This is a genomic window from Aliiroseovarius sp. D2-2, from assembly GCF_055809455.1.
This window is the reverse complement of the sequence record NZ_CM147913.1, coordinates 2666245-2684630: the sequence shown is the minus strand read 5'-3', so window position 1 is coordinate 2684630 and position 18386 is coordinate 2666245. Positions and strand designations below refer to the sequence as shown.

The 18386-nt window shown below is 56.0% G+C and carries 13 protein-coding genes and 2 pseudogenes; 4 read left to right on the top strand and 11 right to left on the bottom strand.

Annotated features, from left to right (window positions below; translation table 11 throughout):
• Positions 1-130: 130 nt before the first annotated feature.
• The 3 genes from AC0L6A_RS13165 to AC0L6A_RS13155 form a co-directional block, all read right to left on the bottom strand.
• Entirely contained in the window at positions 131-3019 is a 2889-nt protein-coding gene (locus AC0L6A_RS13165; RefSeq protein WP_473290667.1) for an ATP-binding protein, read from the bottom strand.
• Positions 3020-3021: 2 nt separating this feature from the next.
• Complete coding sequence (locus AC0L6A_RS13160; RefSeq protein WP_473290665.1) at positions 3022-5940, bottom strand: acetoacetate decarboxylase family protein; 2919 nt, start codon at positions 5938-5940, stop codon at positions 3022-3024.
• A gap of 270 nt (positions 5941-6210) precedes the next feature.
• A complete protein-coding gene (locus tag AC0L6A_RS13155; protein ID WP_473290663.1) occupies positions 6211-6363 on the bottom strand; it encodes a hypothetical protein in 153 nt (50 codons plus the stop codon).
• A gap of 41 nt (positions 6364-6404) precedes the next feature.
• On the opposite strand from AC0L6A_RS13155, the gene AC0L6A_RS13150 reads away from it, so the two are divergent.
• From AC0L6A_RS13150 to AC0L6A_RS13140, 3 genes are read left to right on the top strand one after another with little or no spacing between them, the layout of a single operon-like run.
• The gene (locus AC0L6A_RS13150; RefSeq protein ID WP_473290661.1) at positions 6405-7148 is read left to right on the top strand and encodes an ABC transporter permease; all 744 of its coding nucleotides are present in this window, start codon (positions 6405-6407) and stop codon (positions 7146-7148) included.
• Positions 7145-7858 carry an ATP-binding cassette domain-containing protein gene (locus AC0L6A_RS13145; RefSeq protein ID WP_473290659.1) on the top strand — a complete coding sequence of 238 codons (714 nt, stop codon included), beginning with the start codon at positions 7145-7147 and terminating at the stop codon, positions 7856-7858. Before AC0L6A_RS13150 ends, AC0L6A_RS13145 begins: the two co-directional genes overlap by 4 nt.
• The gene (locus AC0L6A_RS13140) at positions 7855-8649 is read left to right on the top strand and encodes an ABC transporter substrate-binding protein (protein WP_473290657.1); all 795 of its coding nucleotides are present in this window, start codon (positions 7855-7857) and stop codon (positions 8647-8649) included. Before AC0L6A_RS13145 ends, AC0L6A_RS13140 begins: the two co-directional genes overlap by 4 nt.
• A gap of 19 nt (positions 8650-8668) precedes the next feature.
• Here the strand turns inward: AC0L6A_RS13140 and AC0L6A_RS13135 are convergent, their stop codons facing one another.
• Positions 8669-12085, bottom strand: coding sequence for an indolepyruvate ferredoxin oxidoreductase family protein (locus tag AC0L6A_RS13135; protein ID WP_473290656.1), 3417 nt, complete (start codon positions 12083-12085; stop codon positions 8669-8671).
• A gap of 131 nt (positions 12086-12216) precedes the next feature.
• Between AC0L6A_RS13135 and AC0L6A_RS13130 the strand changes: the two genes are divergently transcribed.
• A complete protein-coding gene (locus tag AC0L6A_RS13130; RefSeq protein WP_473290654.1) occupies positions 12217-12675 on the top strand; it encodes an Lrp/AsnC family transcriptional regulator in 459 nt (152 codons plus the stop codon).
• Positions 12676-12704: 29 nt separating this feature from the next.
• Here AC0L6A_RS13130 and AC0L6A_RS13125 read toward each other — a convergent pair whose 3' ends face one another.
• The 7 genes and pseudogenes from AC0L6A_RS13125 to hisD form a co-directional block, all read right to left on the bottom strand.
• Positions 12705-13802 carry an alpha-hydroxy acid oxidase gene (locus AC0L6A_RS13125; protein ID WP_473290652.1) on the bottom strand — a complete coding sequence of 366 codons (1098 nt, stop codon included), beginning with the start codon at positions 13800-13802 and terminating at the stop codon, positions 12705-12707.
• Positions 13802-14356 carry a sulfopyruvate decarboxylase subunit beta gene (gene comE, locus AC0L6A_RS13120; RefSeq protein ID WP_246936244.1) on the bottom strand — a complete coding sequence of 185 codons (555 nt, stop codon included), beginning with the start codon at positions 14354-14356 and terminating at the stop codon, positions 13802-13804. Before comE ends, AC0L6A_RS13125 begins: the two co-directional genes overlap by 1 nt.
• A complete protein-coding gene (gene comD, locus AC0L6A_RS13115; RefSeq protein ID WP_108857162.1) occupies positions 14353-14859 on the bottom strand; it encodes a sulfopyruvate decarboxylase subunit alpha in 507 nt (168 codons plus the stop codon). The genes comE and comD overlap by 4 nt, the downstream gene beginning before the upstream one ends.
• A gap of 26 nt (positions 14860-14885) precedes the next feature.
• A pseudogene (locus tag AC0L6A_RS13110) lies at positions 14886-15297 on the bottom strand (universal stress protein).
• A gap of 27 nt (positions 15298-15324) precedes the next feature.
• Positions 15325-16305 (bottom strand): alcohol dehydrogenase catalytic domain-containing protein, encoded by a 981-nt coding sequence (locus tag AC0L6A_RS13105; RefSeq protein ID WP_473290650.1) that lies wholly within the window; start codon positions 16303-16305, stop codon positions 15325-15327.
• Positions 16302-17062: pseudogene (locus AC0L6A_RS13100) on the bottom strand (SDR family NAD(P)-dependent oxidoreductase). Before AC0L6A_RS13100 ends, AC0L6A_RS13105 begins: the two are co-directional and overlap by 4 nt.
• Positions 17055-18362: a histidinol dehydrogenase gene (gene hisD, locus AC0L6A_RS13095; RefSeq protein ID WP_473290648.1), complete on the bottom strand. Its 1308-nt coding sequence runs from the start codon at positions 18360-18362 to the stop codon at positions 17055-17057. The pseudogene AC0L6A_RS13100 and the gene hisD overlap by 8 nt, the downstream one beginning before the upstream one ends.
• Between the last annotated feature and the right edge of the window lie 24 nt (positions 18363-18386).

Genomic DNA, 18386 nt, shown 5'->3' with positions numbered 1-18386 from the left:
CGCTGTTTACGGCGTTTTGGAGTGAGTATTATGCCCGGGTTTCCGGGACGCCTAAGTGTCTTCCCCCGTCAGATGACGGACGGGGTTTGGTCATGCCATTATTGGCTACCGTGAGTGGTGAGGCGCTACGTCAGCTCTGGGAACTCAGGCCCAGAGGCGCCGACACACCAGTTTGAGTTTGCGAAAACTCTGTCCGTATTTCGCGGATGGAGTGGTCCCACTCATACTCTCCTACCTCTTCAGACAAAATTTCAGCCTGATCGAGAAGTGATTGTGACGTTTCCAGATCGCCATTCGCCAAATACGCTTTTGCCAAGGCCGCTTTATAAAATGGGGCGTTCAAACCGGCACCAATCATGCTGGCCTGTTCGACCATCATTTCCAAAGCTGCTGGGGTTTCGACGGTGTGCCCTTGATAGATCTGCACGATAGTCAGCCAAAGCCGACCGTTCAGTGACCAGAACTGCGCTTGTTGTTCGTCCGCAACTTCGATGCCTGCTTGGATTTCACGCGCAGCGAGGTCTAGATGCCCACCCGCAAGCAATGCTTGCCCACCGAAGATGTGAATCCACGGAATCTGGGCGACTGCGCCGATGGATTTCAGATGGTCCTGCGCTATTGCCATCGCCGCCAAAGCACCTTCAAGATCACCTTTACGCGCTAGCACATGCGCGTCAGCTGACAGAACCGACGCAAGTGGGTCCGCGCCAAGCTCTAAGAACAGTCGCCCATGGTCTTCTGTTTTATAGAGCGACTTGAGCATTGCACTGCCAGTGGCCGCCCGATCAAATTGACCTGAATACAAAGCATGCGCAGTTTCATTCACCAACCAAATGACCTTTAGCTCGTCATCTCCGTCCTCGGCCAAGGTTTTCATCATGTCGGCATATTCACCGCTTTCACGAACGCGGCCGTTGATGATGCGGTGTGCAAACAAACCATAAAGCGCAGTCATGCGTTGGCGGTCAGTGCCTTCTGCATGTCCAACGGCGTCTTCCAGAAGCTGATAGCGTTCAAGAACTATTGGGTGCGCAAACCCCATGCGTTGCACGGTTGCACTGGCCAGAAGCGACAAAACTGGAAGGTATTCCACGCGCGATGCTTTTTCTGGGGCGGCCTGGGCCTCCATATCGGTTCGTGCGTGGTCCAGATAGGCCATCGACTGATCAAAGTTCACGGCCATCAGCATATGAATACCAGCGTACATACATGCGGCTGGAAGCTGATCATGATCCCGCGCTGCAATGCGGTGATCCGCGATTAGATGGGGATAGGTCGCACAATAGGCCTGGTCCTGCACCTGCATTGCATCGGCGAATTTCTTGTGAAGGGAACGCCGGCGCTTTCCGGGGATCATTTCATACGCAGCATCACGCAGAAGGATGTGATCGAATGAAAGCCCATCAGCGCGTGGATTGAACATACCGCGAATGGTCAGAACGCGCAGTTCGTCTTCCAAGTTCTGGCGATCGGTTAACAGATGCGCCACATGTTCAGACTTGAACTCGCGCCCCAGTACAGAGGCACATTGAACCACGTCGCGCAGGGCTCCGAACCCATTGATGATCGCCTGGAATGTGGCTTCAATCGTTTGCGGAAGTTGTTGCGCTGCATCGCCAGATCCAAACTGACGGGCGTGGGTGGCCAATGCGGATAGAAACAGCGGGTTTCCTTCGGCAGCTTCAATAATCTGACCGCGTTGTGCGTCATCAAACTCCGGATACGAAGACAGCGCTGCTTGTGCCGCTTCGTTGCTGAGGGGTGCCAGATGAACCGCCTCGATGGATGTGCTGTCGAGCAACGCGTCGATCTTGTCTGACGGGCGGCTGGTGACCACGATACGCTGAGAGCTGCCTTCTGCTTTCAACAAAGATTCAAGCACCGCGATCGTGTCGTCGTCAAACCAGTGCAGGTCATCAAAGGTCAGCGCAGCGCGTCGTGTTTGCGCAAGCCCTGCAAGCGCACGGGTGGCCAACGCAATCCGACGAGACTGTAACTGTTCAGGGGTTAGCAAAACCGGCTGAGCAGCCTGTAAACCAAGAAGACCCGCCATCACCATTTGATCTTGGTCGGCCAAGGTGATCCCAATGGACTTTAGTTTCGCATCCTGATCCGACAGTTCGGATTGGCTTTTCAGGCTGAATTCGTGTCGAAGTGTCTCACTGATCGGAAACAACGCGGATTGCTGAAGGTTTGCACGCGCATCCACTTTGATCACGTTCGAGCCCTTCTGCGCACGATCAAACGCATCCAAAAGAACTGATTTTCCGATGCCAGCTGGGCCGATCAGAGCATGTGCGCGCGTGGCTTCACCTTTCAACAAAGCAAGCTCTTTATCACGCTCCAGCAGTTCTGACTGTTTGGTGTGATCTTCCTCAAAATGGAAGCCAGTGACTTCAATCAACTCAACAGGCTCGTCTATCCCTTTAAGTTTGCGCGTGTCTTGTACAGCCTCATCAAGCCGTGCAAGGCGCGACAGGAAGGATTTGGTCTGCCCCGAAATCACGACGCCGCCGGTTTTGGCCTGTTCCTGCAAACGTGCAGCCCTATTCACATGCAGCCCGGTCAGCTGCGGGAACAAGGTGCCTTGCTGGCCGACCCGACACATGATCTGCCCGGTATCGATCCCAACACGCACTTGCTGCCCATTCACACGCTCAGGCATTGCCTTCGCAATAGAGAGGCCCGAGGCGATCGCGGAAAGGGCTGAATCCTCTCCGTCGTGATCCAGGCCGAAGCAAGACAATACGCCATCACCATAGCGTTGCAGAACACGGCCCCTGTAGGTTTCCACCGTGTCATTCACCTGTTGGTGAAACGCAGCAATGGTATCGTCATAGGTTTCGAGCTCGGTCGAGCTGGCAAATGCAGTCGAGCCAACAAGGTCGATGAACTGAATGGTCAGGATCCGAAGTTCAGGGTTGTCGGTGTTTGCGATGACTTCAGTCCCGCAACTGCTGCAGAACCGCGCGCCCTCAACAAGTGGCTCTGCACATGACAAACAGTTGGTGGCCTGCATTCTTACCTCATCGATCTTTGTCGAACCCACTCCCTCGCCATAGCCGCATGACGTACCCGTTTTGAATCCAACGGGTTGGTCATCGCCCATGAGCACCAAACCCGGAATGCACCGGGAAGGCGATCACCAGTTTGCAACTGTAATGGGGCGGCGTCAAACTTTGTTGTCGGAAAACCTAGTGGATCCGGGTCTTTAACCTCGATCTGGGCAGAAACAGGGGCGACATAGGCACGATCAAGTTGCAGGTCGAAAGCGTTGTAGAACAATCGTCCAGAAGAGTTCCGAGTGACAAAGGTCATATTCAGAAGATTCGAAATCGCCTTTTGTGCCGGATGGCCGGGCAGGGGGTCTGGATCATGATGCTGCTGGAAGCTTGCTTCGATCTTCATGCCGCGCGACCCTGATGCGGTGAAGCGCGTGTTCTCGACCTTGATATCCGACCAGACCTTCGGCATCGCATAGAATACCTTTCCAGCCATGATTGCGGACTTGTTGTTTACGTAAAGCCTGCGGGGATAAAGCAGGGGTGCCTGACGTGCTTCGGCCGTGCGCGTATAGGGAATGGCAAAAGTTGCCTCGCCATAAGGTGACATGGCCAAAAAATCCGGCACGAACGACCCGCGCACATTGTGATAGTGGCAAAACGACATCCCAACAGGATGGTATCCTGGGCGGCTTAGCGGGCTTGGTCCAAGTTCAATCCCAGGGGGAAGCATGGCCTGAACCTCGGCGCGTGGCAGTTCATAAAATAGGAAGACGCCGCTCATCTCGCCCCGCGCAAAGAAGGGCGTCAGAGGCCACTTGGTTCCAGAAATCGAGTTCGTCTGGAACATTGCCTTCTCAGATACTGTTTCCTCGCGGGCAATATCTTCGGCCCCTACGTTTAGAAGCGTTTCGCCGGTTAGGGCCGAGGCACAGGCAATGCCTGACATGGTTGCCCCTTCGACGCAGCCCGCATTCAACCCGCATCGGGTCCAGTCGCCGGCCAAATACAGGTTTGCAAAGCCGCTCTGCGACGGGGCCAGCCGGTGGTAGACACTGTTGGCAACCGACAGCACGTAACGTTCGGATCCGAACATGTTGACGCGCGAGTATATCCCGGCTTCTTCGCTTTCATGCAGCAGACTGCGGTCAAACTTGCTGTCTTTTTCTGCGCCGGGCCACATTTTGACCAGATCTTTGTCCATCCATTTATGGAAACTGTCGCGGAATTCACTGAGGTCTTCGCCTTCCGGGGCAGGGGCGCAGAAATAAGCAATTGAAGTCGGTCGTTTGCCCTTCCAATCCTCGTGAGGGATCAGGTGGGACATGTCGGCCCATGTGTCCAGAGGTTCCGCAAACCCAGTGATCACAGTGCGCATAGGGGAAGGGGGGAGAGACTTTTGCGAGTTATGCGCCTTAACGCGTTTCTCCCACCCTAACTGTTTCGGAGTTTTGTTCAGCCACAGCTGCATGGCGTGCGTGCTGACGGTTTTTACACGGTCGAGCATGTTGCGCCAACGCTCTGACGCAATTGACAATTCTTGCGTCATATAGGGCAGCGATCCGATCGAAGCCCCAAGGATCACAAGGTCAAAATCTTCGCCTCGTGTCAGCGTATAGGCTTCCCCCGTGGGCGGAGTGCGTTCGCTTTCAAAATTGACGCCGCTTTCCTTCAGCTGTGCCCCGTCGACAAGCTGATCCCACAACGGTTCGGACGGCCAGCTGGGCAAGCCGTCTACATCAACCAGCGGATCATAGCTGCCCGATTTCACCTTGGCCTGCCGGACCATGCTGATGCGATCGATATGCGTGCGGTCTTCGTTCAGATGCAGGTTGCGGGCGGCGTTGAAGAACTCAAATTTCACCCCCAACTCTTTCAGCACCTGATAATAGGGTCCGAAAATCGTGTCGCCCATTCCCGCCTGCATCTTGTGAAAGATGGCCTTTGAGTAGGTGAAAATCAGACGTGTCATGGCACGTAAGGCCGTCCCTGCACCGGTGTCGCCCTGTCGATCGGTGTTCCCCATTGGGAAACCAAACACGAAGTCATAGCAGCCCCGGATCGAAGCCCATTTCAGAGCTTGTACGCTGGCCCCATTCATACGCAGCCAATCTGTAAACTCCCACTGATCCAAGACGTCATAGCCGCTGGTGAAAGTGTCCGAACTGATAACGCCGTGCATATAGGCCAGTCCGATATCCATCAGGTTCAAACCGCGCCGCACACTGTCACGCGCCAAGTTTTCGGGGGTTTGCTGTTTGTGCACCTCGGCCTGAGCATCTTCGATGATCTCAAGCAACAGATCCGAATTGTGAGGGCCAACCGGAAGGCCAGCACCGGGCAGTGCCTTCAGGTGCGACAGGATGCTTTCATGTCGATCCAAAAGACCATCTGGGACTTCGATCCCCAACGGGCCATCAGCACCGCCTTCGAGCTCGCCCCGACGCAGGAACTCCAGCATAATCTGAAGAATGCGCATCATCATTTCGAAAGGGGACGGGACCTCGGTCTCTTCTCCGGGCACTTGATCATTTTCGGGCAGATCTATTACCCATGGGCGCCACGGGTTCTCGTCGGGATCATCGGTTGGTACGTGCTCTGCAAGGAAAAGGTGCGACAGGGGTTTGAATGCTTTGTCCATCGTGCCAAGCGGGTCGCTTTCTTTGCGCAATCCAAGCTCGACCATCTGTTCATAGCAACGACGCATGTTTCGGAAGGCGTTTTGATAGAAGCCAGCCCAGACGTGCAGCCCGTGTTCTTCGATCCGCTGACCAAATTCAGCATTGCGCCCGCTGGCGCCTTTGCCGCCTGTACGCCAACCAAGTTGATAGACGGTAATATCGTATTTTTTTTCCCAATCAGCGGTTTGCGTGATCGCGTAGATGGCTGTCATAGCCCCCACGCCGCCGCCAATCACGGCAATCTTTTGCTTTTCCATCCCTGTATCCCCAATAATATGGTGGTTGTTCGCGATCGTTACAAAACTCGTTTTAGTTAATCACGTTAACCATTACCGATGCAGGACATTCCGCCAACACGGATCACGGCAAATTACAGACTAAGGATGTATTTTTTTTGGCAGTTTACCACTATGAATAGAAACACTTAGGGGAAGCGCATCCCTGAGGGTCTGTTGGGGGGTGATGGCGTGGGTTCATCATGAACCCATCGGCACGACAGATTTATCAGAGGGTCTGCAGTAGACAGGTCAAGAGAATGAGATACACAGGCCAGCCCAATGACCGCTTTCAGAAAGAAGCTTGGTCGAATTGGTGTGCATCCCGACGAACACGGCAATTTGGACGGTCAAAATGTCCAGTTCGCCGCTTTTGCCTAAGAAATCGGTTTTTCTGTTGCGCATGATATGGTTGATCAGTCTTTAGATGATCGGACAGTTTGGCCATGCGGGCCACGGTCCTGCAAAACGCGTTAAGGGATGACGTCTTGGAAATATGGTCCGGGATAACCGAGGCTTTCTGGTTGCTGATCACGTTGGATGCGGATCTGGTTGAGATCACGCTGCGGTCGCTCTACGTCACGCTGACCGCGCTTGTGATTGCTTCGGCGATTGCGCTTCCGCTTGGGGCGCTTTTGGCAGTGCGCCGGTTTCGTGCGCGGCGGGTTACCATTGCCGTTTTGAATGCGCTGATGGGGTTGCCCCCTGTTGTGGTGGGGCTGATCGTCTACGTCATGCTCAGCCGTTCAGGACCGTTTGGTGTGTTGGGGTTGCTGTTTACGCCGACGGCCATGATCATCGCGCAGGTCATCATTATCGTGCCGCTGATCGCATCAATTGCACATCAGGCCCTGCGCGAGCTGTGGTCTGATTATCATGACCTGCTGATATCGATGAATACGTCGCAGACCCAACGTGTTCAGGCACTTCTTTGGGACGGGCGGCGTGCGCTGCTGACCGCATCGCTGGCCGGGTTCGGCCGCGCGATAGGTGAGGTCGGCGCAATCATGGTTGTGGGCGGTAACATCGATCACCACACCCGCGTTCTGACCACAGCCATCGCGCTTGAAACCGGCAAGGGTGAGTTTGCGCTGGCCCTTGGCTTGGGCTTTGTTCTGATCGCCATGGCCATCGCCGTAAACCTTGCAATCCACATGATCGGACGCACGGAAAGAGGAGGCCGCTGGTGAGCAATCTCTTCCCAGTAAAACTCGAAGGCGCATTGTTACGCCGCGCTGGCAAAGTGCTTGTTGGCCCCGTGTATCTTGAGCTTCAGGCCAAAGGCGTGACCATCGTGATTGGTCCCAATGGCGCTGGAAAAACGTCTCTTCTGCGTATGATGCATGGCATTGCACGGCTTGGTGGCGGCAGTATTCATTGGGCGTGCCCACCCGAAGAAGCCCGTGCGCATCAGGCTTTTGTTTTTCAGCAACCGATTATGATGCGCCGAACTGTTTTGGACAATCTTGCCTATCCTCTTCGCTTGTCAGGTCTACCCCGAACCGAGGCTAAAGCCCGCGCAGCACGAGCTGCTGTAGACGTCGGGTTGAGCGAGATGCTGGATCGTCCCGCCCCGTATTTATCAGGTGGAGAACGCCAGAAACTTGCCCTTGCGCGGGCGCTTATTACCCAGCCAGAATTGTTGTTTCTTGATGAGCCCTGCGCGTCGCTTGATGGGCGAGCCACCCGTGAGATCGAGGAAATTCTAAGCCGTGCAGCGGCAGGTGGTACACGGCTCATCATGTCGACCCACGACATGGGACAAGCCCGACGCTTGGCGACAGAAGTGTTGTTCCTGTTGAACGGAAATATCCATGAACACAGCTCTGCCGAGGCCTTTTTTGGCGGAGCGTCCACCGCACAAGCCCAAGCCTTCCTAAACGGAGACATTGTCGAATGAAACGGACCATCTTTGCCGTTGTCACATCAACCCTTCTGGCCGGAGCAGCCTTCGCTGACGATATGAAGCTGGCGGTGACCACATCGTTTCACAACTCAGGCCTTTCGGACATTCTGCTGCCCCAGATCAAAGAGGATACCGGGATCGAGGTTCAGCTTTTGGTCGTTGGAACTGGGCAGGCCATCAAACTGGGCGAGGCGGGCGACGTCGATGCGATCCTTGTTCATTCACGCAAAGCCGAAGACACGTTCCTGGCGGGCGGGTTCGGCACCCATCGGCGCGAGATTATGTATAATGATTTCGTGTTCATCGGCCCTTCTGATGACGGTGCGAAATTGGGTGGCGCCACCAGCGCGAAAGACGCATTAACGCGGATCGCAGACAGCGCTACGCCCTTCGTCAGTCGCGGAGATGACAGCGGCACACATAAGAAAGAGCTTAGCTTGTGGGCTGCCGCCGACGTTGCCCCCGAAGGGGCTTGGTACAACGCAGTTGGTGCGGGAATGGGGGCCGCTTTGAACACGGCGGCCGGACTGAACGCCTATATCATGGCGGATCGCGCAAGTTGGCTGAACTTTGGCAATAAGGGCGGCTTGGCGCTGGTCTATGCAGGTGATCCTGTGCTGTTCAATCAATACGCCTTCCTGCCGGTGAACCCGGCAAAACACCCGCATGTGAAAACAGAACTGACCGCCAAGCTTGAATCCTGGCTTGTCTCTGACACGGCTAAAGCCTTGATCAACGACTATAAAATCAACGGCGAAACCTTGTTTGTGTTCAACGCTGAATAAACCTACGGGGCAGGGCCTGTCAGCCCTGTCCCATGACGTCTGCCACACGTGACTTACAGGCTTTTGTCGCCTCTTCCTTCACCGGGCCAAACCCGCGCACATCCATTGGGGCGGATAGGACTTCCTGAACCAAACCTGTGTCGAGATTTCCGGTCATACCAGGCAGCTCAGACAGGATGCCTTCAAACCAAGTGATCATCGCGCGTTCTTCGCGCCGTTCGTGTGTGTATCCAAAGGGATCAAAGGCCGTACCGCGCAAACCCCGCATACCGGAAAGCAACCGCATCGCCCCTTTCATCCACGGACCAAAGCTGCGTTTGGCAGGGCGGCCGCGCGCATCTTTTTTCATGGAAAGCAGCGGGGGCGCCATGTGATAGTTGATGCGGTAACCGGGTTCGAACTCTGCCTCAAGCTGCTGCGCGAAATCGGGTTTGGTGTGCAGTCTGGCAACTTCATATTCGTCTTTGAACGCCATCAGCTTGAACAAGGATTTTGCAGCCAGCTTGCACATTTCTTCCGCGTTGTCCGAAGGCAGGGCTGCGCGAAATTTCTCCAACGTGTTTTTGTATCGGTTTGCATAGCCCGCCGACTGATAGGCCGTCAGAAACTCCACATGCCTGTCCATTAGCGCCGAAAGCGAGGTGTCGGCAGGATCAACGGGCTCATCGTCAATCGCCTCTGGTTTCTCGGCAAGCACGCGGCCCAGATCAAAGGCATGGTTGTTCTTTTCGGTCGCGACAGCATTCAACTGGATCGCCTGTTTCAGGGATGACAGGCTGACCGGCACCAATCCTTTTTGCCATGCGTAGCCCAGCAGAATGACATTTGCGAACACGCTGTCGCCAAGGAATTTTTCAGCCAGATCGTTAGCGTCAAAGCTCCAAACCGCATCATCCCCGACAAGCGTACGGATCGCGGATTCGCGCTGATCGACTTTCAACTGGGCATCACGATGCAGAACAAGATCACCGGTGGGCATCTCGGCCAAGTTCAATACGACCTGAGTACCCGTCCCGTAATGCACCGACGCACGCGGGGCGGAAGACACCACCACATCGCACCCGATCACAGCATCCGCCGCGCGCTGATCAATGCGAACCTGATTGATCGCGGTGGGGGAGCTGCCAAGCCGAACATAGCTCAGCACAGTGCCGAACTTCTGGGCAAATCCGGTGAAATCCAGAACGCTAGCGCCTTTGCCTTCAAGATGTGCTGCCATCGTAATCAACGCACCCACCGTGACAACGCCTGTGCCACCAACGCCGGTGACAAGCAGGTCGAACGGGGTGTCCAAACGGTTCAAGGGTGGCGAGGGCAGATCAGCTGTCAGGCTGGCCATATCCAGCGTCTTGCCCGTTTTCTTGCGCCGTACCGCACCTTCAACCGTTACGAAGCTTGGGCAAAATCCGTTCAGGCACGAGAAGTCTTTGTTGCAGGTGGACAGGTTCACTTTCCGTTTGCGGCCGAATTCTGTCTCCAGTGGTTCGATGCTCAGGCAGTTGCTTTCGACCGAGCAATCTCCGCACCCTTCGCAAACATCGGGATTGATAAAGGCAAAGCGTTTGGGGTCGTCCATCTTGCCCCGTTTGCGACGGCGTCGTTTTTCTGTCGCGCAGGTCTGTTCGTAGATCAGGACGGTCACGCCGGGAATGTCGCGCAGCTCTCTCTGCACCGCATCAAGTTCGGTTCGCGGATGGAAACTGGTCCCAGCTGGGAAATCGGCGCGCTTGAATTTGGCGATGTCGTCCGAGATCAGCGCGATTCGCTTGATCCCCTCGGCGTGGCAGGTCTGGGCAATGCCGTGCACACTTACAGGGCCGTCGACAGGCTGGCCGCCGGTCATTGCGACGGCATCATTGTAGAGGATTTTGTAGGTGATGTTTGTGCCGGCGGCGACGGCTTGCCGGATCGCCAAAGATCCAGAGTGGTACCACGTCCCCTCACCAAGGTTTTGGAAGATGTGTTTGCCGCCATTGAATTGCGAGGCAACCACTTGCGGCACGCCTTCGCCGCCCATTTGCGCGTAACCAACAGTTTCTCGATCCATCCAACTTGCCATGACGTGACACCCGATGCCGGATGCCGCCTTGCTGCCTTCGGGCAGTTTGGTCGAGCTGTTATGTGGGCAGCCCGAGCAGAAATAGGGGGTGCGGTTTGCGCCCGAAACGCTCAGCAACGTTGGGGGGGTGTCGGTAAGCTTTTTGGCCTTCTGCAGAAGGGCTTCACCCGGAAAGAAGTGATCCAATCGTTCCGCCAATACCGGAACCAAATCCAACGGGCTAAGCTCGCCCGTCCAGGGCAAAAGCGGATCGCCCGCAGCGCGGTGTTTGCCCACCATTTTGTCCGGTTTGTCACCCGGCCAGTCATAGAAATACTCTTTGAATTGGCTTTCGATGATGCCGCGCTTTTCTTCGATGACAAGAACCTCTTTCTTGCCACGTACAAAGCCAAGCGCGTCACGTCGCGCCAAAGGCCAGACCATCCCGACCTTGTAAATGTCGATCCCAAGACGGCGGCAGGCGGCTTCGTCCAAGCCAAGAAGGCGCAACGCCTCCATCAAGTCCAGATGACCTTTGCCTGTGGTGACGATCCCAAACTCTGCGCCATCAATGTCATAGATGCGCTGATCAATCGGGTTCGCCTCGACAAAGGCTTCAACCGCGCGCAGCTTGTGTTCGATCCGGGTTTCAATCTCGGGGCTGGGAAGGTCAGAGTTGCGAACATGCAGCCCACCCGGTGGAAGGTCCAGATCAGGCATGTCGAAGTCGCGGTCACGCGGAAGTTCGACAGATTGGCCGGATTCCACCGTCTCGGAAATCGCCTTGAACCCAACCCATGTGCCCGAGAACCGGCTAAGCGCCAGACCGTATTCACCAAAGCTTAGATACTCACCGACGCTTGCGGGGTTCAGCGTTGGCATGAACCACGTCATGAAGGCGACGTCCGACTGGTGCGGCATGGAGGACGAAACGCAGCCATGGTCGTCACCCGCAACCACCAAAACGCCGCCTTTTTCAGAAGACCCATAGGCGTTTCCGTGTCTGAGCGCATCGCCAGATCGATCGACGCCGGGGCCCTTGCCGTACCACATGGAAAACACACCTTCGACGGTGCAATCTGGGTCCAATGTGGCTTGTTGTGCGCCAAGAACGGCCGTCGCGCCAAGGTCTTCGTTCACGGCGGGCATGAAGGTGATCTGGTTGCGCTCTGTCTCGTCGCGTGCGCGCCAAAGCTCAAGATCCAGTCCGCCCAGCGGTGATCCGCGATAGCCCGAAATAAAGCCCGCTGTGTTCAGCCCCGCATTGCGGTCACGGCGTGCTTGATCCAGCATGATCCGCACCAAAGCCTGTGTTCCCGTCAGAAAAACGCGACCGTCCTCGCGCGCATAGCGGTCTGACAAATTGTAGGAGGTGAATTGGTGAGATTGCTCGGTCATTATGGGTTCCTTGCTGGATTTACCCAATTTATCGCGATGACGGCGAATAAAGTGACCAAAATTGATCGCTTTATCGACTGAAATCGAGTAATCTTATCGGGTAGGTGAGGGAATAAGGATAAATCAACCAAATGGAACTGGACGCACGAGACCGGCAGATTCTGAAGCAACTTCAGGCAGATTGCCGGATATCGAACGCTGACTTGGCCGAGCAGGCCGGTCTTTCCTCGTCGGCGTGTTGGCGCAAGACACGGTCATTAGAGGAAAACGGCGTGATCGAAAGCTACCGCGCAAGTGTGGCCCCAAAAGCAGTTGGGCTGACGTTTCAGGCCTTGGTTCACGTTCAACTAACGCGACACAATCCCGAACGCTTGCAAGAATTCATCTCAGCCATCGAAGCGCGTCCAGAGGTGTTGGAATGTTATGCGACAACCGGGCAAGCGGACTATCACCTGCGGGTAATGTGTCGCGATATCACGGCCTACAATGCATTTCTGGAAGAGTTTTTGTTTCGTCTGACAGCCGTAGAAAGTGCACAAACCAATGTGGTTTTAAGAGAGGTCAAGCGAAGCTTCGAGGTGCCAGTATAACATCGCTGCGCGTGTTGGTCTGAGCGGGGCTACTCTAAATTCTGGAGCGTTTCCGCCCCGATCTGCGCCATTGCGTTGCTCATTTCGGCGCTAAGAACCTCCCACATCCGATGAAGTCCAGCTTCTCCACCTGCGGCGATTGCGAACTGAAGGGCGCGGCCGACGAATGTATAGTCAGCACCTTGCGACAAGGCCTTTAAGGCGTCTTCGCCAGATCGGATGCCGCTGTCATAGAAGATGGGGATTTCTGGGCCGAGCGCCGCGCGAATGTCCTTGAGTATCTCGATAGGGGCGGGTGCGCTTTCCAACTGCCGCGCACCATGGCTGGACACCTGAATGGCGTCCACACCTGCGCTGACAAGCTGCTTTGCGTCCTCGACATCCAAAACGCCTTTGATCACCAGCTTGCCGGGCCACGCATCTCGAAGCCGCGAAAGTGTGTCCCATGTGACATTGGCCCGTGTAGCAGTGCGATCAAACTCGAACCCGTCCAAGTCGAAATTCGCCATCTGCGGCTTGCCCGCGAATAGCGTGGCCAAGGACCATTGTGGATGCAGGGCAAAATCCATGAACTGGCGCGGGCCGATGCGGAAGGGCATTGTGAAGCCATGACGCAGCTCGCGGGGGCGACGACCAACTTCTGGAACGTCCACCGTCAGGACCAAAGTGGTATAGCCTGCCGCCTTCGCCCGCTCGACCAGCTTGAACGTGCCAATGCCATCGCCGCTAAAATAAAGCTGAAACCAGGCATGACCTTCGGCGGTCTCGATAATCTTCTCCATCGGGGTCGAGGCGACGGTTGAGACGCCATGGGGCACGCGGTATTGCGCGGCCAATCGGGCCAACATTAGATCAGCACCGGGGCGCGATAAGTTGCACATTCCCATGGGTGCAATGCCAAAGGGACGATCCGCAGGCGCACCGAATACTTCTTTGGCCAAAGACCTCTGGCTAACATCCTTCAGGATACGGGGACGCAAAGTAACAGCATCAAGGGCGGCACGATTGCGCGCCGCCCCTGTTTCTTGTCCGGCAGAGCCGTCGATATAGTCAAACACCATCCACGGCAGTCTGCGCCGCGCAAGGCGGCGGGCATCCTCGGCACAATGAATGGCATTTGCGCCCATCAGCTTGCGACCGCTTTCATAAAGCGATCACGGATGATGACCGGGTCCATCGTGATGACTGGCATTTTGGCATTGCCGCTGTCGCATTTCACGACCATGACTGTTGGCTTGCCTGCGTCGATAGCCTCTTGCAATGCTTTGCCGGTGTCTACGTCCTGCACTTCGACAACATTGTCGCTGCCTGCCGCGCGCGCCATGCCAGCAAGATCGGTTTTCATGCCGGTATAAGTCGGCTGATCACCGGTCGAGCCATAGGACCCGTTGTCGATGATCATCAGGATGTAGTTGTTGGGGGCGTTGTTGCCGATGGTCGGCAACGTGCCAAGGTTGGTCAGAACCGACCCGTCGCCATCAATCACGATCACCGTTTTTGGCTGTGCCAATGCAAGGCCAAGACCGATTGATGACGCAAGCCCCATGGTGCCCAGCATGTAAAAGTTTGACGGCTGATCGTCGATGGCATGCAGTTCTTGGCTGGGAATACCGATGTTGCAGACAACCAGTTGGTCACGAAGAATTGGCGCGATCTCGCGCAGGATTTCAGAACGGATCATTGGTCGCCGTAGCCTCCCCAAAAGTTGGCGTCGGTCAGGATCGCCACGGGTTTGTTGCACATGAAGGTGTATTTCAGGATGTTGTCAAATTCCTCGACATCGCTTTGCTTGTGGAAGTGATAGGTTGGGATATTGAGCTGCGCCAACAAAGCCTTTGTGTGCACCGCCATTTCAACCTGACAGGCCACGGGTTCACGCAGCTCTCCGCGATACGAGATCAGCATGGGCAGGGGCATCCGGTAAAACTGGGTCAGAGTGGCCAGAGTATTGATGGTCACGCCGATGGCTGTGTTTTGCATGATGATGGCCGGACGTTTTCCGCCCATCCAAGCACCAGCGCACAGGCCCATGCCTTCGTCTTCTTTGTTTGATGGAATATGGAAAATGTCGTCGCGCTGATCAACTTCTTCAATCACACCGGCCAGCTGCTTGCAGGGCACGGTGGTGATGAAAGAGACGTCATTGGCAACGAGATCATCCGCGATCTTTTTGTCGATGTTCATAAGTAGGCGTCCTGTTTGAGTAAAATCTAGCTGTCTCGGTGCACGTGCACCGCACAAGGGGCGTGACGCACCACCCGCGCGGCTGTGGACCCGATTAGGTAATCCGTAAGGCCGGGTTTGTGTGATCCGATCACAATGCAGTCGAAATCGTGGGACACGGCATATTCGATGATGGCCCGGTGCGCTTGACCGCGCGTGATTTGGGCATCCACATCGTCAAGCCCGGAGACCTTTTCCTGAAGTGATCTCGTTTGCACGCTCAAATCCGCGGCGCACGGTGTCTTCGCCGATGTACGTGCTGACCGATCCCTTGGGCACTTCATAGACATGCAAGGCGGTGATCTGGCCGCCAGATGCGCACAGGGCACGGGCGATTTCCAGCGTGTGCTGGGAAATCCCATGATCAAGGGCCATGGGAACGAGTATTTTGTTATACATAGCTAAATTCCTTTTTGGCTCGTTCAATTAGGACCACGGGTCGAGGATGATCTTCGGTGCTGCAACCGCGCCTTTGCGCAGTTCACGGAAGGCCTGCGCCCCGTCAGACAGCGCGCGTTCTTCGATCCAGTCAAGTGGTCCAAGGCGGTTTTCGAAGATCGCTTGCGCGGTGTTTCGAAAATCTTGTGACGTGTAGGTGTAGGTTCCGATAAACGTAATCTCTTGCAGCGTCATGCGGCGGATATCGAGACCACCAGTGTCTTCCCCCAATCCCACATGCGCAATCACCCCTCCGGGGACAGCAATTTCAGACGCAAGGGCGCGCGTGGCAGCATATCCGACCGCGTCGATTACGATGGTGGCAGGTTTGGTGGCTTTGTCGGTCACAGTCTGATTGCACCGTTCGGAAAGGAATGCGCGGCGTTTGGCATTCGGCTCGGCAATGGTGACGTCTTCCACCCCCATAGCACGCAGCGCAAGCGCTGCAGCCAGACCAATCGCCCCACCGCCAATGACAAGCGCTGAATGCTCCATCTTTGGATGTATCGCTTCCAGCGCCAGCCGCGCTGCGTGCCAGCTTACCGCCAGCGGTTCGGCAAGGGCTGCTTTGGCCAAGGAAATGTCACCCGGGACAGTCACAAGGTTGCTGGCGCGCATTGAAACATATTGCGCAAACGCACCCTCGCACGGCGGCATCGAGATGATCTGGCGTTCGGGGCATAAGTTTTCACGCCCGGCAACACAGGCCGCGCAAGTTCCGCAATTTACCAGAGGGTTGATTGTGACGCGGCGACCGTCATCGGGTCCACCCTCGATGATCCCAGCGGCCTCGTGGCCAAGGATCAAGGGGGCAGGGCGCCTGCTGTCATGTCCCAGATAGGCATGCATGTCAGACCCGCAAATCCCCGACGCCATAACGCGGATCAGGTGTTCGCCTTTTTTCGCTTCCGCCTTTGGGACGTCGCGATACCCAAGCGTTTCGATGCCATCGTAAACCAGAGCTTTCATTTCGCGGTGAACCCTCCATCAACCATTAGGACTTGGCCAGTAACGTACGAAGATGCGTCCGAACACAAGAAGAGGATCGGCCCGTCCATATCCTCAAGTCGTCCATTGCGACCGATACATGTTTGTGCGGCATTCCGTTGTGCGCGCGCATCGTCTTTGAATACGGCTTGCGTCAGTTCGGTCGGGAAAAAGCCCGGCCCGATGGCGTTTGCAGTGATGCCAAAGGGCGACCAGGCTTCCGCCATCGCGCGGGTCAGCTGACCGATGCCTGCCTTGCTGGCGCCGTAGGCGATGCCGCCCGGAAACGCGCGTGTGGTTTGTAGGGATGCATAGTTCACGATCCGCCCCCAGCCCTTTTTCTTCATGGCCGGCACGAAGGCTTGGCTGAGGAAAAGGGGGCCGAAAGGTTTAGCGCCAGCGTTTGATCCCACCCTTCTGGTGTGACCTCATCTGCGGGCTGGCGCGTGTTCACGCCCGCCGCATGGATCAAGATATCCGGCGATCCAAATGGGGCCGAGATCGCGTCACATAGCGCACCAAGCTTGTCCCGGTCGGCCACGTCCGCCACAACATGGGCAGCGTTTTCACCAATCTCAGCGGTCAGGCTGCGCAGCGCGTCCTCGCGTCGCGCAACGGACACGACACGCGCACCCGCCGCAGACAACGCAATCGCTGCCTGCCTGCCAAGGCCAGAACTGGCCCCGGTGATGCAGGCAACTTTGCCTGTTAAATCAAAAAGAGATCGCGGATCAGCCATTTGCGGTCAGATCGAAGGTTTCGTTCGGGAAGTATTTTTCCAAACGGACATCTGCCGCGCGTGCGTGTCCTTCCATGCCTTCAAGGCGTGAAATGCGGGCTGTTGCCTCGGCCACCGCTTTTGATCCTTCGCGTGTTGAACGCTGCCATGTGACGATCTTCATGTATTTGTGCACGCTCAGGCCACCGGTATAGCTTGCTGCACCCGATGTTGGCAGAACGTGGTTGGTTCCAGCCGCTTTGTCACCGTAGGAAACGGTCGTCTCTTCACCCAAGAACAGCGATCCATAGCACCGGAGGCGTTCCAGCCACCAATCCAGATCGTCAGCCTGAACGGTCAGATGCTCAGGCGCATATTCGTCCGACGTCGCCGCCATTTCTTCTCGGTCCGCGCACACCATGACTTCGGCATAGTCACGCCAGGCTGCTTCCGCATTTTCCCGGTTCAGTTCGGGCAAGTCCGCGATCAACCCCGGTACGCGCGCCAATACATCCTCGGCCAAGGGGCGGTGATCCGTCACCAGCCAAACGGGCGAGTTATATCCGTGCTCTGCTTGGCTTACCAAGTCGGTGGCAACGATATGTGGATCGGCATCCTTGTCAGCAAGGATCAGGCTGTCGGTTGGACCAGCGATCATGTCGATGCCGACACGTCCATAGAGGGTGCGCTTGGCTTCTGCCACGAACTGGTTGCCGGGTCCGACAATGATGTTCGCTTTGGGTTGACCGAACAGACCAAACGCCATCGAGGCAATGCCCTGAACGCCACCGATCGCCATGATCTTGTCAGCCCCGCTCGCGTGGGCGGCATAAACAATCGCCGGATATATTCCAACTCCGGGTTGGGGCGCTGAACACACGGTGATGTGCTCACAGCCTGCGACTTTTGCTGTCGTCACGGTCATTACAGCGCTGGCAATGTGGCGGTATCGCCCCGCAGGGACGTAGCACCCGGCGGCTGTGACGGGGATTGCCTTTTGGCCCGCGATCAGACCCGGATTAATCTCGTATTCAACATCTGCGACGGTTCCCTTTTGCACTTCAGCGAACCTGCGAACATTGTCATGTGCGAACAGGATATCGTCTTTCAGCTTCTGAGGAACCAAGGCGCAAGCCGCGTCAATCTCGTCTTGGGTAAGCTGAACACTCCCATCGTATTTATCGAATTGCGCGGCATATCTCAGCGCAGCGTCTTCGCCTTCGGTTTCGATATCCGAAAGAATTTTCGCTACAATTTTTGCGGTTTCACCTTCGTCCGAGCGGGACGTGAGCGTCGCCTTTTTCAGGTATTCGCGTGTCATATCTATAGATCCTGTAAGCTGCGA